8 protein-coding genes are annotated in these 15,903 nt (G+C 69.7%); 2 read left to right on the top strand and 6 right to left on the bottom strand.

Translation table 11 applies throughout. The features are described 5' to 3' along the window. Positions 1 to 39 precede the first annotated feature (39 nt). Positions 40 to 1,212: an MFS transporter gene (locus tag BLW76_RS05385; RefSeq protein ID WP_091304702.1), complete on the bottom strand. Its 1,173-nt coding sequence runs from the start codon at positions 1,210 to 1,212 to the stop codon at positions 40 to 42. A 95-nt stretch (positions 1,213 to 1,307) separates the two neighbouring features. Between BLW76_RS05385 and BLW76_RS05390 the strand changes: the two genes are divergently transcribed. Both BLW76_RS05390 and BLW76_RS05395 read left to right on the top strand, forming a co-directional pair. Next, positions 1,308 to 1,808, top strand: coding sequence for an Lrp/AsnC family transcriptional regulator (locus BLW76_RS05390; RefSeq protein WP_091304703.1), 501 nt, complete (start codon positions 1,308 to 1,310; stop codon positions 1,806 to 1,808). 47 nt (positions 1,809 to 1,855) lie between these two features. Then, positions 1,856 to 2,641, top strand: coding sequence for a M15 family metallopeptidase (locus BLW76_RS05395; RefSeq protein ID WP_091304704.1), 786 nt, complete (start codon positions 1,856 to 1,858; stop codon positions 2,639 to 2,641). A gap of 53 nt (positions 2,642 to 2,694) precedes the next feature. Here the strand turns inward: BLW76_RS05395 and BLW76_RS05400 are convergent, their stop codons facing one another. From BLW76_RS05400 to BLW76_RS05420, 5 genes are all read right to left on the bottom strand, one after another. After that, the gene (locus BLW76_RS05400) at positions 2,695 to 4,443 is read right to left on the bottom strand and encodes a hypothetical protein (protein WP_244170051.1); all 1,749 of its coding nucleotides are present in this window, start codon (positions 4,441 to 4,443) and stop codon (positions 2,695 to 2,697) included. A 165-nt stretch (positions 4,444 to 4,608) separates the two neighbouring features. Beyond that, positions 4,609 to 8,520, bottom strand: a complete 3,912-nt coding sequence (locus tag BLW76_RS05405) for a DNA-directed RNA polymerase subunit beta' (protein ID WP_091304045.1) — start codon at positions 8,518 to 8,520, stop codon at positions 4,609 to 4,611. A gap of 88 nt (positions 8,521 to 8,608) precedes the next feature. Next, on the bottom strand, positions 8,609 to 12,112 hold the full coding sequence (gene rpoB / locus BLW76_RS05410) for a DNA-directed RNA polymerase subunit beta (protein ID WP_091304044.1): 3,504 nt from the start codon (positions 12,110 to 12,112) through the stop codon (positions 8,609 to 8,611). Positions 12,113 to 13,433: 1,321 nt separating this feature from the next. Then, positions 13,434 to 14,486 (bottom strand): helix-turn-helix transcriptional regulator, encoded by a 1,053-nt coding sequence (locus tag BLW76_RS05415; RefSeq protein WP_244170006.1) that lies wholly within the window; start codon positions 14,484 to 14,486, stop codon positions 13,434 to 13,436. 776 nt (positions 14,487 to 15,262) lie between these two features. Further along, entirely contained in the window at positions 15,263 to 15,718 is a 456-nt protein-coding gene (locus BLW76_RS05420; RefSeq protein ID WP_091304042.1) for a type II 3-dehydroquinate dehydratase, read from the bottom strand. Between the last annotated feature and the right edge of the window lie 185 nt (positions 15,719 to 15,903).

The following is a 15,903-nucleotide window of genomic DNA, read 5'->3' on the forward strand; positions in this document are numbered from 1 at the left end:
GCTTCCGCCGGGACGAGAGATTTGCCGACAACGGCCCGGCTACCGGCGGTCACGGGGCACGAGCAGCGCCAACGGGAGCAGGGCCAGTACCCCGCCGACGACCGCGACGAGCGCGTACCCGCCGCCGGCGAACAGCTGGCCGGAGCCCAGCCCGGCCAGCGCGGACGCCGACCACACCACCGCGTCGACGGTGCCCTGCACCCGGCTGCGCGTCGCCGGGGCGAGGTCGCGGCTCAGCTGCGCGCTGCCGCCGACGAACACCAGGTTCCAGCCGTACCCGAGCAGGAAGAGCGCGAGCGGCAGCCCGGACGTGTGCGCGGCCGGGGCCGCCAGTGCGGTCGCCGACGCCAGCGCCAGCACGCCGAGGCCCGCGTTGACCGTCACGGCCGGGCCCCAGCGGTCGGCGATGCGGCCGGACAGCGGTGCCAGCGCGAACATGCCGGCCAGGTGCGCGCTCAGGACCCAGCCGACGGTGCCGAGGCCGTGCCCGTGGCTCTGCAGCTGCAACGGCGTCATCGTCATCACCGCGACCATGGCCAGCTGCGCGCCGACCATCGCGGCCAGCGGGCGCACGACGGCGGGCGAACGCACCGGCCCGCGGGCGGCCCGCACCCGCGGCGGCGGGACGTCCCGCGGCAGGAGAACGGCCGCCAGCGCCGCGGCCGCCGTCGCGACCACGGCCACCGCGACCGGCCCGGACAGCGACGGCCAGCCGAAGCCGGTCACGACGTGGGCCGCGGGCGCCATGAGCGCCGGACCGGCGAGCGCGCCGATCGTCCCGGCCCAGACGACGGTGGCCAGCGCGCGGCCCCGGCGTTCCGGCGGGTACAGGTCCGCGGCGAGGTAGCGCGACAGCTGGGCGCCGCCGTTGCCCACGCCGACCAGCAGGATCCCCAGCAGCAGCGGAAGCACCGACGTCGCGAGCGCGGCGGCGAACGCGACCAGCGCGCCGAGCGCGGCGGTGCCGTACCCGGCCACCAGGACGCGGCGACGGCCGTTGACCGGCAGCAGCAGGCCCGCACCGAGCGCGCCGCCCGCCGTGCCGAGCACGCTCGCGACGCTCGGCAGCCCGCTCCAGGCCGTGCCACTGCCCGCGGCGACGATCAGCGTGGCCGCGGTCGTCAGGCCGACCGTGGCCGTGTTCAGCAACGCGACGCCGGCGAACAGAACCCCCATGGACCGGGTCCGGCCGGCCACCGTGAAAGTCCCCATGACCAGCAACGTTAGGGAATTCGCGACGCGGTTCGAAGGGCCCGTGAACGGGATTTCGCTCGCCCGGCCCCCGCTTCGGAAGGAAAATGGGGCCCATGACCTTGCGTTCGGAAAAGGCGCTGGACGACGTCGACTGGCGGCTGCTGGACCTGCTGCAGGCCGACGGGAGGCTGTCGTTCAAGGAGCTCGGCCGGCGGATCAACCTCTCGGCGCCCGCGGTCGCCGAGCGGGTGCGGCGGCTCGAAGAGACCGGCGTGATCACCGGTTACCGCGCGCAGGTCGACGCGCGGCGCGCGGGCCAGCCGCTGCAGGCGTTCGTCGAGATGCGCTGCGCGCTGAGCAGCTGCCTGCTGAAGACGTCGAAGTCCGAGGACTACCCGGAGGTCGTCGAGATCCACCGGCTGAGCGGCGACCACTGCACGATGCTGAAGATCCGGGCGGCGTCGCTCGAGCACTTCGAGGGCCTGCTGGAGCGGCTGGGCAAGCACGGCGAACTGCGGTCGTCGGTGGTGCTGTCGACGCAGTTCGAAGGACGGCCGGTGCAGCCACCCTCGGACGACTTCCTGCGCGCGACGACGTCGGAAGGCTGGTCCTGACGCCAACGGCGGCTGCGCGTCCGGGGCCGACCTGCTAGACGAGAGGGATGCCGATCTTCACTCGCCGGGCGCGTGCGCTCGCCGTCACCCTCGCCGCCCTGGGCGGTCTCGCCGTGCCCGCGCCCGCGCAGGCCGGCACGCCCGGCGCCTTCGTCGCGCTCTCCGACGTGGCGCCGTCGATCCTGCAGGACATCCGCTACGACACGCCGCACAACTTCGTCGGACAGCGCATCGACGGGTACCGCCGTCCGATGTGCATCCTGACCCGGCAGGCCGCCGAAGGCCTGCGGAAGGTGCAGGCCCAGGTCGTCCGGCAGGGGTACACGCTCAAGGTGTACGACTGCTACCGGCCGCAGCGGGCCGTCGACCACTTCGTGCGGTGGGCCAAGGACCTCGCCGACGAGAAGATGAAGGCGGAGTTCTACCCGAACGTCGCCAAGGACCGGCTCTTCGCCGACGGGTACATCGCCGAGAAGTCCGGGCACAGCCGCGGCAGCACGATGGACCTCACCCTCGTGCGCATCCCGCCGCCGGTCCAGCGGCCGTACCGCCCGGGCGAGCCGCTCGTGCCCTGCTTCGCGCCGCGGGACCAGCGGTTCCCCGACAACACCGTCGACATGGGCACCGGTTATGACTGCTTCGACCCGCTCGCCCACACCGACAACCCGGCGATCTCCGGCGCCGCGAGGCAGCACCGCGACCTCCTGCGTTCGACGATGGCCGCGGCGGGCTTCCGCAACCTGCCCGAGGAGTGGTGGCACTTCACCCTGAACGGCGAACCGTTCCCGGACACCTACTTCGACTTCCCGGTGTCGCGGGGCAGCCTGCACTGAAACGGAAAGCGCCCCGCGGTCCATTGTGGACCACGGGGCGCCCTGTTTCCTGGTTACGCCGAGCGACGGCGGCGGGCGCCGAACACCAGGCCGCCGCCGAGCGCGAGGGCGAGCAGCGCCAGTGCGCCGAGACCGAGCGCGTCGACACCGGTGCTGGCCAGCCCGGAGGGGCCGCTCTGGCCGCCACCCGTGCCGCCGCCCGGACCGGTCGTCGTGGTCGGGGCGCCGGCCGTGCAGTCGGCCGGGTTGACCGGCACCGTCGGCAGCGGCGCGTCACCTTCCTCCGCGTCGATCCGCACCTGGACGGGCCGCTCGGCCGGACCGCGGACGTAGATCACGGCCGGGTTCTCGTACTTGATCTTCCAGCCCTTCGGCGGCAGGAGGTACAGCTGGTAGTCGGGCCCGGGCGCCACGTCGTGGAACTCGAAGTGCCCGTTCGCGTCGGTCGTCCGCTCGGCGGTGACCGGGCAGTGCCCGTCGGACACGAGCACGACCTTGGTGCCGGCGACGCCCTGCTTCACCCCGCCCTGCTCACCGTAGACGGCCACGTCACCCACGATGGTCGCCTTGCCGCCGGGCACCGACGCCTCGTCAGCGGCGAGCGCGTGGTTGTCGAGGTCGACGCCGCGGTAGCCGAAGTCGCAGCTCACCGTGACGATGCCGCGGTCGAGAGCGCCCGCCGGCACCTGCTCGGTGACGTCGATCGTGCGGGTCTCACCCGGCGCGATCCGCACCCCGTCGCCGGCGAGGTCGCCCCAGCCCGGCCCCGTGCCCTTCAGGGCGTACGAGGCACCGAAGCGGTCGCATTCGGCCACGATGCCGGTGAGCGGCACCGAGCCGGAGTTCGTCAGCTTCACGGCGACGTGCGCCAGATCGCCGACCTGGTAGCTGTCCTGGGTGAAGGCCATCGACGCGGTGAGCTTGCCGTCGAGCGGCGGCGCCCCGCGGACGAGCAGCTCCGTGTCCGCTCCGACCTCGATGTTCTGGAACGGGAACAGCCACCCGCCGAGCACGTCCCCGCCGAAGTGGTACTTGGCCGCCGGGATCTCGCCGAAGTCGAAGTGCCCGCCCTTGCCGCTCGTCGCCTGGTAGGTGAGGGAGCTGTACCGCAAGGTGAGCGTGATGCCGGTCAGCTCCTCGCCGGCGTCGAACGTGCCGTTGCCGTTCGCGTCGCCGTACACGACGCCGGTCGCGTGCCCGGGCGTCTTCTCGAGCTTGATCGGGATGTCGAAGCCGGGGGCGACGCCGTGGCCGTCCTTGTCGTAGACGAAGCCGCGCAGGTTCGCGTGGTCCTGGCTGATGTCCTGGAGCTGCCCGACGACCGCCTGGGTGAAGGTCTCGCCCGGCTGCAGCGTCACCCCGGGCTTCCCGCTGAGCGGGCCCCAGCCGTCGATGAACGGGACCACGAGGTCGTCGGGCTTGTCGAACCACTGGGCGACCTGCAGCCCCTCGGCGGGCACGCTGCGCGGGTTGTGGATCTTGATGGTGAAGTGGACGTCCGCATTGGTCGGGTACGAATCCGCGATGTCGAACGAAACGTCGAGATCCGGCTGCGGAACGGGATCGTCCTGCGGCTGCGCCGCCGCGGGCTTGCTCTCCGGCTGGGTCGAACTCGGCGGTGGCACTTCCGAACTGGGCGGCGCCTCCGACGGGGATGGCACTGTGGACGGCGCGGTCGACGTCGGTGTCGGCGCCGGGTCCTCCGCGGCCGCCGGGCCGGCGAACGCGCTGGTCAGCACGGCCGCGGCCGTCAGTGCGGCGAAGATGCGCGCGACGGATCTCGCGCCTCTGGATGTGTTCACGAACAGTCACCCCTGATTACCCGTTGGAAACGCGCAAAGCCCCCGAACCGCGTGAACCGGCTCACTCTAGCCGCATCCGGGGCGGGTGAATACCCGATCAGGTGACAAAAGGAGGAAAGGCCCCCGCCGGAAACCCGGCGGGGGCCTTTCTCGTCAAAAACCTCGTCAGCGGAAGTCGCGGCCGAAGTCGTAGTCGTCCAGCGGGACCGCGGCACCGGTGCCCGTCCCGAACACGTCCGGGGTGTAGTAGCCGTCGTCGTAGGACGGGATCGCGTACGCCGCGACCCGGGCCTCCTCGGTCGGCTGCACCTGGATGTTGCGGTACCGGTTGATGCCCGTACCGGCCGGGATCAGCTTACCGATGATCACGTTCTCCTTGAGGCCCACGAGCTTGTCCGAGCGGCCGTTGATGGCCGCGTCGGTCAGGACTCGCGTGGTCTCCTGGAACGACGCCGCCGACAGCCACGAGTCCGTGGTGAGCGACGCCTTCGTGATCCCCATCAGCACCGGACGGCCCGAAGCCGGCTCGCCGCCCTCGGCGACCGCGGCCCGGTTCGTCGCCTCGAACTTGGTCCGCTCGGGCAGCTCGCCCGGCAGGAAGTCCGTGGCACCGGAGTCGATGATCGTCACCCGGCGCAGCATCTGCCGGACGATGACCTCGATGTGCTTGTCGTGGATCGACACACCCTGGGCGCGGTACACCTTCTGGACCTCGTCCACCAGGTGGATCTGCGCCTCGCGCGGCCCCATGACCCGCAGGACCTCGTGCGGGTCCGGCGTGCCCTCGAGCAGCTGCTGACCGACGTGCACGTGGTCACCGTCGCCCAGCGGGCCGTTCGGGGTGTTCGCGAGCCGCTGCCGCTTGGACAGCTTGTCGAAGACGATCTCCTCGCCCCCGTCGTCCGGGATGAGGGTGATCTTCCAGAACCGCTCGCTCTCCTCGATCCGCACGCGGCCGTCGACGTCGGCGATGGGCGCCTTGCCCTTCGGGACGCGGGCCTCGAACAGCTCCTGGACACGCGGCAGACCGGTCGTGATGTCGTCACCGGCCACACCACCCTGGTGGAACGTACGCATCGTCAGCTGCGTACCCGGCTCACCGATCGACTGGGCGGCGACGATACCCACCGCCTCGCCGACGTCGACGAGCTGACCGGTCGCCATCGAGCGGCCGTAGCAGGTCGCGCAGATACCGACGGCCGACTCACAGGTCAGCACCGAGCGGACCTTGACCTTCGAGATGCCGCTGCCGAGCAGCTTCTCGATGGCCGGGTCGCCCAGGTCGTCGCCGGCGTTCAGCACGACGTTGCCCTTGGCGTCCACCGCGTCCGTCGCGAGGTTCCGCGCGTACACGGAGGTCTCGACGTGCTGGTCGCGCAGGACCTTGCCGTCGCCGATGTCCTCGCCGATCGGCATCATGATGCCGCGGGTGGTGCCGCAGTCGATCTCGCGGACGATGACGTCCTGCGAGACGTCCACCAGACGCCGGGTCAGGTAACCCGAGTCGGCGGTGCGGAGCGCCGTGTCCGCCAGGCCCTTCCGGGCACCGTGCGTCGCGATGAAGTACTCCGCCACCGACAGGCCCTCACGGAAGTTGGCCTTGATCGGACGCGGGATGTACTCACCCTTCGGGTTCGACACCAGGCCACGCATCCCGGCCAGCGACCGGACCTGCGTCATGTTACCGGCGGCGCCCGACTTCACGATCATGGCGATCGGGTTGTCGTCCGGCAGCGCCGTCTCCATGATCTTGTGGACCTCTTCGGTGGCCTGCGTCCACACCTTGACGAGCTCGTTGTTGCGCTCGGCGTGCGACAGCTGACCGCGCTGGTAGCGCTTCTCCACCTGGGAGGCCTTGCCCTCGTACTCGTCGAGGATGGCCTTCTTGCCCACCGGGGTGAGCACGTCCGAGATGGCGACGGTGACGCCCGACCGGGTCGCCCAGTAGAAACCGGCGTCCTTCAGCCGGTCCAGGGTCTGCGCGACCTGGGTCATCGAGTACCGCTCGGCGAGGTCGTTCACGATCGCGGCCTGCCGCTTCTTCGGCATCGGCTCGTTGATGAACGGGTAGTCCGCCGGCAGCAGCTCGTTGAACAGCACGCGGCCCAGGGTCGTCTCGGCCAGCCACGCCTTGCCCGGCTCCCAGCCCTTCTCCGCGAGCGCCGGCTCGTCGGCCTTGGCCGGCTGCCGGTCGGTGATGCGGATCTTGACCGGGGCGTGCAGGCTCAGCGCCTTGCGGTCGAAGGCCATGATGGCCTCGGCCGGCGACGAGTACGCGTTGCCCGCGCCCTCGGCCGTCTCGGTGAGCCGGGTCAGGTGGAACAGGCCGGTGACCATGTCCAGTCGCGGCATGGCGAGCGGGCGGCCCGACGCCGGCGACAGGATGTTGTTCGCCGACAGCATCAGGATCCGGGCCTCGGCCTGCGCCTCGGCCGACAGCGGCAGGTGCACCGCCATCTGGTCACCGTCGAAGTCCGCGTTGAACGCCTCGCAGACCAGCGGGTGCAGCTGGATGGCCTTGCCTTCGACCAGCTGCGGCTCGAAGGCCTGGATGCCGAGGCGGTGCAGGGTCGGCGCACGGTTCAGCATCACCGGGTGGCCGGTGATGACCTCTTCCAGCACGTCCCACACCTGCGGCCGCGAGCGCTCCACCATCCGCTTGGCGGACTTGATGTTCTGCGCGTGGTTCAGGTCGACCAGCCGCTTCATGACGAACGGCTTGAACAGCTCGAGCGCCATGTCCTTCGGCAGGCCGCACTGGTGCAGCTTCAGCTGCGGGCCGACGATGATGACCGAACGGCCCGAGTAGTCGACTCGCTTGCCGAGCAGGTTCTGGCGGAACCGGCCCTGCTTGCCCTTGAGGAGGTCGGACAGCGACTTCAGCGGCCGGTTGCCCGGGCCGGTGACCGGACGCCCGCGGCGGCCGTTGTCGAACAGCGCGTCGACGGCCTCCTGCAGCATCCGCTTCTCGTTGTTGACGATGATCTCGGGCGCGCCGAGGTCGATCAGCCGCTTGAGGCGGTTGTTCCGGTTGATGACCCGGCGGTACAGGTCGTTCAGGTCCGACGTCGCGAAGCGGCCACCGTCCAGCTGCACCATCGGGCGCAGGTCCGGCGGGATGACCGGGACGGCGTCGAGCACCATGCCGCGCGGGTCGTTGCCGGTGGCCTGGAAGGCCGCGACGACCTTGAGCCGCTTCAGCGCGCGGAGCTTCTTCTGCCCCTTGCCGTTGCGGATGGTGTCGCGCAGGCTCTCGGCCTCGGCGTTGACGTCGAACTCGGTGGCCAGCTTCTGGATGGCCTCCGCGCCCATGCCGCCGGTGAAGTACTCGCCGTAGCGGTCGACGAGCTCGCGGTAGAGCAGCTCGTCGGCGATCAGCTGGCGGGTGTCGAGCTTCGTGAAGGTCGTCCAGACCTCCTCGAGGCGGTCGAGCTCGCGGCCGGCGCGGTCGCGCAGCTGACGCATCTCGCGCTCGCCGCCCTCCTTGACCTTGCGGCGGACGTCGGACTTGGCGCCCTCCGCCTCCAGCGCGGCCAGGTCGGCTTCGAGCTTCTGCGCGCGGGCCTCGATGTCCGCGTCACGCTTGGTCTCGAGGTTCTTGCGCTCGACACCGATCTCGTTCTCGAGGGTCGGCAGGTCGTTGTGGCGCAGCTCCGTGTTCACGCCGGTGATGACGTAAGCAGCGAAGTAGATGATCTTCTCGAGGTCCTTCGGCGCCAGGTCCAGGAGGTAGCCCAGGCGGGACGGAACACCCTTGAAGTACCAGATGTGGGTGACCGGGGCGGCCAGCTCGATGTGGCCCATCCGCTCACGGCGAACCTTGGCACGGGTCACCTCGACGCCGCAGCGCTCACAGATGATGCCCTTGAAGCGGACGCGCTTGTACTTGCCGCAGTAGCACTCCCAGTCCCGGGTCGGGCCGAAGATCTTCTCGCAGAAGAGGCCGTCCTTCTCGGGCTTGAGCGTCCGGTAGTTGATGGTCTCCGGCTTCTTGACCTCGCCGTACGACCACTGACGGATGTCGTCGGCCGTGGCGAGACCAATGCGGAGCTCATCGAAAAAGTTGACGTCCAGCACGTCTGAATCCCCTTGGGGTTGTTTCGGCTAGAGAGGGGTCGGCGGGCGAGGCGGGACCCACGGGAGGCAGGTCCCGCCTCAGCTCCGGTCAGTGCACGACGTCGTCCACCGAGGGCGACTCGTTGCGGGACAGGTTGATGCCGAGGTTCGCCGCGGCGCGCTCGAGGTCCTCGTCGTCGGAGTCGCGCATCTCGATCGCCGCACCGTCGCTGGAGAGCACCTCGACGTTGAGGCACAGCGACTGGAGCTCCTTGAGGAGCACCTTGAACGACTCCGGGATGCCCGGCTCGGGGATGTTCTCCCCCTTGACGATGGCCTCGTACACCTTGACGCGGCCGACCACGTCGTCCGACTTGATCGTCAGCAGCTCCTGCAGCGTGTAGGCGGCGCCGTACGCCTGCATCGCCCAGCACTCCATCTCACCGAAGCGCTGGCCACCGAACTGCGCCTTACCACCCAGCGGCTGCTGCGTGATCATCGAGTACGGACCGGTGGAGCGGGCGTGGATCTTGTCGTCGACCAGGTGGTGCAGCTTCAGGATGTACATGTAGCCGACGGACACCGGGTACGGGTACGGCTCGCCGGAGCGGCCGTCGAACAGGTTGGCCTTCCCGTTCTCCTTCACCATCCGCTCGCCGTCGCGGTTCGGCTTCGTGCTGGCGAGCAGCCCGGTGAGCTCCTCTTCCTTCGCACCGTCGAACACCGGGGTGGCGGTGTTCGTGCCGGGCTCGACGTCGCGGAGCTCGGGCGACAGGTTCTTCGCCCAGTCCGGGTCGCCCTCGATCGTCCAGCCCTGCGACGCCAGCCAGCCCAGGTGCAGCTCGAGGATCTGGCCGATGTTCATACGACGCGGCACACCGTGGGTGTTCAGGATGATGTCGACCGGGGTGCCGTCCTCCATGAACGGCATGTCCTCGACCGGCAGGATCTTGCCGATGACACCCTTGTTGCCGTGCCGGCCGGCGAGCTTGTCGCCCGGCTGGATCTTGCGCTTCTGGGCCACGTAGACGCGGACCAGCTCGTTGACGCCCGGGGGCAGCTCGTCGTCGTCCTCGCGGGAGAACACCCGGATGCCGATGACCTTGCCGGTCTCGCCGTGCGGCACCTTCAGCGAGGTGTCGCGGACTTCGCGGGCCTTCTCGCCGAAGATCGCGCGGAGCAGGCGCTCCTCCGGGGTCAGCTCGGTCTCGCCCTTCGGCGTGACCTTGCCGACCAGGATGTCGCCGTCGCGGACCTCGGCACCGATGCGGATGATGCCGCGCTCGTCGAGGTCGGCCAGGACCTCCTCGGAGACGTTCGGGATGTCCCGGGTGATCTCCTCGGCGCCCAGCTTGGTGTCGCGGGCGTCGATCTCGTGCTCCTCGATGTGGATCGACGTCAGCACGTCGTCCTGCACCAGGCGCTCGGAGAGGATGATCGCGTCCTCGTAGTTGTGGCCCTCCCACGGCATGACCGCGACCAGCAGGTTCTTGCCGAGGGCGACCTCACCGTTTTCGGTGGACGGGCCGTCGGCGATGACCTGACCGGCTTCGACCCGGTCGCCCTCGTTGACGATCGGGCGGTGGTTGAAGCAGGTGCCGTGGTTCGAGCGGCGGAACTTGTAGAGGCTGTAGGCCTTCCGCGTGCCGTCGTCGTGCATGACCGTGATGAGGTCGGCCGACAGCTCCTCGACCACGCCCGACTGCTCGGCGACCAGCATGTCGCCGGAGTCGATCGCGGCGCGCAGCTCCACGCCGGTGCCGACGTACGGCGCCTGGCTGCGGAGCAGCGGCACGGCCTGACGCTGCATGTTCGCGCCCATCAGCGCGCGGTTCGCGTCGTCGTGCTCGAGGAACGGGATCATCGCCGTCGCGATCGAGACCATCTGCCGCGGCGACACGTCCATGTAGTCGATGTCGAGCGGGTCGATCAGCTCGACCTCGCCACCCTTGCGGCGGGCCATGACCCGGTCTTCGACGAAGTTGCCGTCGTCGTCGATCGGCGCGTTGGCCTGGGCCTTGACGTAGCGGTCTTCCTCGTCGGCCGTCAGGTAGTCGATCTGGTCGGTGACCCGGCCCTCGACGACCTTGCGGTACGGCGTCTCGATGAAGCCGAACGGGTTGACCCGCGCGTAGGAGCAGAGCGAGCCGATCAGGCCGATGTTCGGGCCTTCCGGCGTCTCGATCGGGCACATCCGGCCGTAGTGCGACGGGTGGACGTCGCGGACCTCCATGCCGGCGCGCTCACGCGACAGACCACCCGGGCCCAGCGCGTTGAGGCGGCGCTTGTGGGTCAGGCCGTCGATCGGGTTCGTCTGCTGCATGAACTGCGACAGCTGCGAGGTGCCGAAGAACTCCTTGATCGCCGCGCCGATCGGGCGGATGTTGATCAGGGTCTGCGGGGTGATCGCCTCGACGTCCTGCGTGGTCATGCGCTCGCGGACGACGCGCTCGGTGCGCGACAGGCCGACCCGGATCTGGTTCTGGATCAGCTCGCCGACGGTGCGGATGCGGCGGTTGCCGAAGTGGTCGATGTCGTCGGTCTCGACCGGGATCTCGGTGCCGTTCGCCGCGTCCATCTTGTCCTCGCCGGCGTGCAGCCGGACCAGGTACTCGATGATCGTGACGATGTCCTCTTCGGTCAGCGTCCCGTTGTCGATCGGCGTCGACAGGCCCAGCTTCTTGTTGACCTTGTACCGGCCGACCTTGGCCAGGTCGTAGCGCTTCGCCTTGAAGAACAGGTTCTCCAGCAGGGTCTGCGCGCTCTCCTTCGTGGGCGGTTCGCCCGGGCGGAGCTTGCGGTAGATGTCGAGCAGCGCCTCGTCGGTGCCGGCGGTGTGGTCCTTCTCGAGGGTGGCCAGCAGCGTCTCCGAGAAGGAGAAGCGCTCGCGGATCGCCTCGGTGGTCCAGCCGAGCGCCTTCAGCAGCACGGTGACGGGCTGGCGGCGCTTGCGGTCGATGCGGACGCCGACGGTGTCGCGCTTGTCGACGTCGAACTCCAGCCAGGCACCCCGGCTCGGGATGACCCGGACGCTGAAGACGTCCTTGTCGGAGGTCTTGTCGATGTCCTTGGAGTAGTAGACGCCCGGGGAGCGGACCAGCTGGGACACCACGACACGCTCGGTGCCGTTGATGACGAAGGTGCCCTTGTCGGTCATCACCGGGAAGTCGCCGAGGAAGACCGTCTGGCTCTTGATCTCACCCGTGTTGTTGTTGACGAACTCCGCCGTGACGAACAGCGGGGCGGCGTACGTCATGTCCTTGTCCTTGCACTCTTCGATCGAGGCCTTGACCTCGTCGAAGCGCGGGGCGGAGAAGGACAGGGACATCGAACCGGAGAAGTCTTCGATCGGCGAGATCTCGTTGAGGACCTCTTCGAGGCCGCCGACCGGGTTCTCCTCACCCTCCTCGACACGGCGCTGGAACCACGCTTCGTCCCCGGTGAACCACTGGAACGACTGGATCTGGACGTCGAGCAGGTTGGGGGTGTTCAGGGGTTCGCGAATCTTTGCGAAGGAAACCCGCTTGGGCGCGCCGGGGATTCCCGTGGCCTCCGAGCGAGATTCAGCCGAGTTGGTCGCAGCAGTGGCCTGGTTCGCGGGAGAGACTGCCAAGATGCGTCCTTCCGGGGACAATGAGCGGTGACGGCCGCCATAGCAACAGCTATCAGCGACTGTCAAGGGTGCCGTGTGCCCACTATCCTAACTACCGGCTCCGGGCAGCCTGAAAGAGGGCAGCGCAAAGAGGCAGTCTAGCCCGAACGTCGCGGCTTGTCCAGGGGGCGCTCCCGATGGGGCCCAGCCTGCTTCGCAACGTCTTCAGGTATGCCTCCGGGCGACCCGGAGGTCCCTCCCGCAAGGGCCCCGGTTTCGCCGTCGGGAGTAAGCGTGACCCCACCGGCGCTTCCAGTCAAGATGCCACACGGGGTCCCGCCGGTTGGCGCAGCGTGGAAGAGGGTCAGCGGAGCGTGAGCGGCCGAATATCATTCCAGCTACCGGCCGGTAATGCCACCTTGGGGGGCTCTACCTGGGGTTTCCGGGGCGGGGTGGGGGTATGGCGAAGGCCACCGGGGCGGAGTTGAGGCCGGTGTGTCGGGGCGGGATTTTTCGGGGTTCGCTCGGGGCGTAGGGGGTCGGGAGAGCGCTTGCCGGGGTGGGGTGGGGGCGCGACGGGTGGTGGCGCGGGCGAGGGTGGTGGGGCCGATGGGGCGGCTGGGGCGCTTCTGGACGCGGTGGGCACGGTCGGTGGGTGACCGCGGGGCCCGGGGTGGGTGCGGGGCCCGGGGGTGGGTGCGGGCCCCGGGGGGTGCGGTCGGCGCGGCCACGGGTGGGCGCGGCTGGGGCGGCCAGAGCGGGCGCGCTCGGCAATAGCCCCGCGCCGGGGGCCCGGTGGGCGCAGCTGGACAGCCAAAGCGAGCACGCACGGCAAACAGCCCCGCGCCGGGGGCCCGGTGGGCGCAGCTGGACAGCCAAAGCGAGCACGCACGGCAAACAGCCCCGCGCCGGGGGCCCGGTGGGCGCAGTTGGACAGCCAAAGCGAGCACGCACGGCAAACAGCCCCGCGCCGGGGGCCCGGTGGGCGCGGCTGGGCAGCCAGAGCGAGCACGCACGGCAAACAGCCCGCGGGCAGGGGTAGGCGCGGCCGGGGCGGGCCGACACGACCGAACCCGCGGCGCAGCCGGCGCCCCGAGGCAGGTCGCGCCACCGAGGCGGTCGCCCGGCCAACGAGCCGTCGCACCCGCGTCCGTCCACGCGCGTCCATGTAATAAGGCGGCCCACCCACCTTGGGCGCCGCCGGTGGAGGGCGGATCCCGCGTCCGCCCTCCACCGCGGCGCTCGCGCACGCCCTGCCGCCACGACTCTGGGGCCGCAGGGTGTGGTGGGTTCGTCCGGTCGCGCCGCCCTCCACTGCGGCCGACCAGCTCCTGCCAAGACGCTACGAAAACACCTTCCAGGCCGCCGCCAGCTCGACCCTCGACGTGATGTTCATCTTCTGGAACACCTTCTTCAGGTGGAACGCCACCGTGTGTCTCGAAATGAACAGCTGCCTGCCGACCTCGTTGTTGGTGTGGCCCTGGCTGACCAGCTCGGCGACCGCGAACTCCGTGTTCGTCAACCCGTGGGGCACGAGGCCTTCGCACTCCACCGTCCGGGTCGTGCCGCGGCGGATGCCGTACTCGCGGAGCTTGTTCACCACCCGGGCCGAGTCGCGGGTGGCGCTCACCGCCGTGTACGTGTCCAGGACCGCCTCGAGGATGCGGATCGTCCGGTCGCGCTCGGAACACCGGACGGCCAGCAGGCTCGCCAGGTCCTCGCGCGCCGACGCCGTGCACCACCGGTCGGGGTGGATGTCGGCCGCTTCGCGCAGCTTGGCCGGGTCCTGCTCCAGGAGGCCTGCCGCGTGCAGGGCCGAGCCGCGGATCACGCTGAACTCCGGCTGCTCGGCCGCCAGGGCCGCGGCCTCCTCGACCGAGGCCTTCGCCAGGTCGAGCGCGCCCAGCTTGACGCAGGCGCGCACCAGCCAGGACGCCGCCGCCGGTTCCGACACCAGCAGCTGCCGGAGCACCACCGGGTTGGTGACGATGCCGGCGATGAGGCTCGCCGCGCTCTCCACCCCGCTGCGGGCCTCGACCGCCTGCGCGGCCACCCAGGCCCCCGGCGCCTGCCCGAAGTACCCGAGCAGCGCCTCGTCCGACAGCTTGTCGACGAAGTGGCGGCACGCCCGCATGTCCGCCCGGCGCAGCGCACCGAGCGCCAGCACCACGTAACTGGGCGGCCGCAGCGACCGGTCGCCGCAGCTCTCGGCGATCCGCAGCCCGGTGCTGATCTCTTCCATCGCGTCGTCGACGCTGCCCATGGCGAACAGCAGGCTGCCCCGGACGTTGTGCTTCACGGCGGTCATCCGGTCGGAGGCTGCCCCGCCCCGATCCGCGTCCACCGCGTCCAGCACCCGGCGGCCCGCTTCCAGGTCCCGGGCCTTGATCAGCAACCCGACATACCAGAACTGGGCGAGCTGGGAAAGTTCGTCGGATTCCCGGCGATTGCCGGCGGCAGCCGCCTTGGCGCAGTGCAAGCCCGCGTCGAGCCGCCCGTTGAACCACGACGATGCGGAGCGGCGAAGGAAGCCAGCGGTATCGCACGACCGCTGCATCAAATCATCACCGAACCCCGCGAACGGATTCTGTGGCATTTGTAGGTTTGGTACGTCCAACATCGATCGGCTATCCCCCAGGCATAGACGAAGCGGAAACGATCAGCGGCTCGCCGCGCTCCAGCGGATTCAACGACACCGAGCAGGAACGGCTAATGTCCCCGCAGGGGCCGTTCTTCGAAGGTAATACGCCCCGCGTTAAGTCGGTGTTCACGCGGAACGCAGTTTGTTTGTCAACGCGTGGCGACGCCCCAGAAGGCGCGAAAGGAGCGCGCCACCCACCAACCTCCCCAGGTTGACATGTTAAAGATTCACACCTTGCTGCGCCTACAGTAGCTCCGCACTGACGCCTCGTCACCGCCGGTGTGACTCCGATCACAATCTCCTGAATTGCGGTTGTGCGGGAACTTTCCTTGCCTGACAAGGACATTTGCTGATAGTACGACGGCCACGTCAGCCAGCTGGCCTAGCGCGCAAACGGTTAGTAGTCAACAAACCATACGGTCGTACGGATGTTCACGGTAACCGTGGACTGAACCACTAACGAATTACCAGGTCCGCGGGGACATTACGCGGAATGCCCCGAACCCGGGGTACCGGCGCCGATGGCGCGATCAGCCCAGCGCATTCGGCGATTCGGCGGACAAGTGCAGCAGGGCGCGCGCGGCGAGGCGGTAGCCGAACGCGCCGAGGCCGACCACCACGCCACTCGCCAGCGGAGCGATGACCGACTCGTGGCGGAACTGCTCGCGCGCCCAGACGTTGCTGAGGTGGACCTCCACCCACGGCGGCTCGTAGCTCGCCAGCGCGTCGCGCAGGCTCCAGCCGGCGATCATCAGCGCGCCGGGGTTGACGATGGCGCCGACCGTCGTGTCGCGGTGCGCGTGGATCGCGCCGACCAGCTCGCCTTCGCCGTCACGCTGCACCGACACGACGTCCCAGCCGCGGGGACGCACCTCCTCGGCGACCGCCTTTTCGATGTCGGCCAGCGTGTCGGTGCCGTAGATCTCCGGCTCGCGCCGGCCCAGCACACCCAGGTTGGGACCGTTCAGCAGCAGGACGTCGGGCACGGGACACACCTCGCTCTTCAGGGGGGCCGGACCACCCCATGCTGTCGACGCCGCCCGACGCGGCACCACACCCACGTTGATAGTTGCGCCCGGTGACCTATCAGACCAGGGGATGCCCGGCCGGCCATCCGGAACCTAGGCTCCGCACCGAGGCTTATCCGGCGAACCGGGAATGGAGTTCCGTC

This window comes from Amycolatopsis tolypomycina (genome assembly GCF_900105945.1).
Lineage (GTDB): Bacteria > Actinomycetota > Actinomycetes > Mycobacteriales > Pseudonocardiaceae > Amycolatopsis > Amycolatopsis tolypomycina.

Excerpts from the sequence above, each read along its gene's own strand:
- BLW76_RS05385 (WP_091304702.1), bottom strand. The coding sequence starts at position 1,212 with ATGGGGACTTTCACGGTGGCCGGCCGGACCCGGTCCATGGGGGTTCTG.
- BLW76_RS05390 (WP_091304703.1), top strand. The coding sequence starts at position 1,308 with ATGACCTTGCGTTCGGAAAAGGCGCTGGACGACGTCGACTGGCGGCTG.
- BLW76_RS05395 (WP_091304704.1), top strand. The coding sequence starts at position 1,856 with ATGCCGATCTTCACTCGCCGGGCGCGTGCGCTCGCCGTCACCCTCGCC.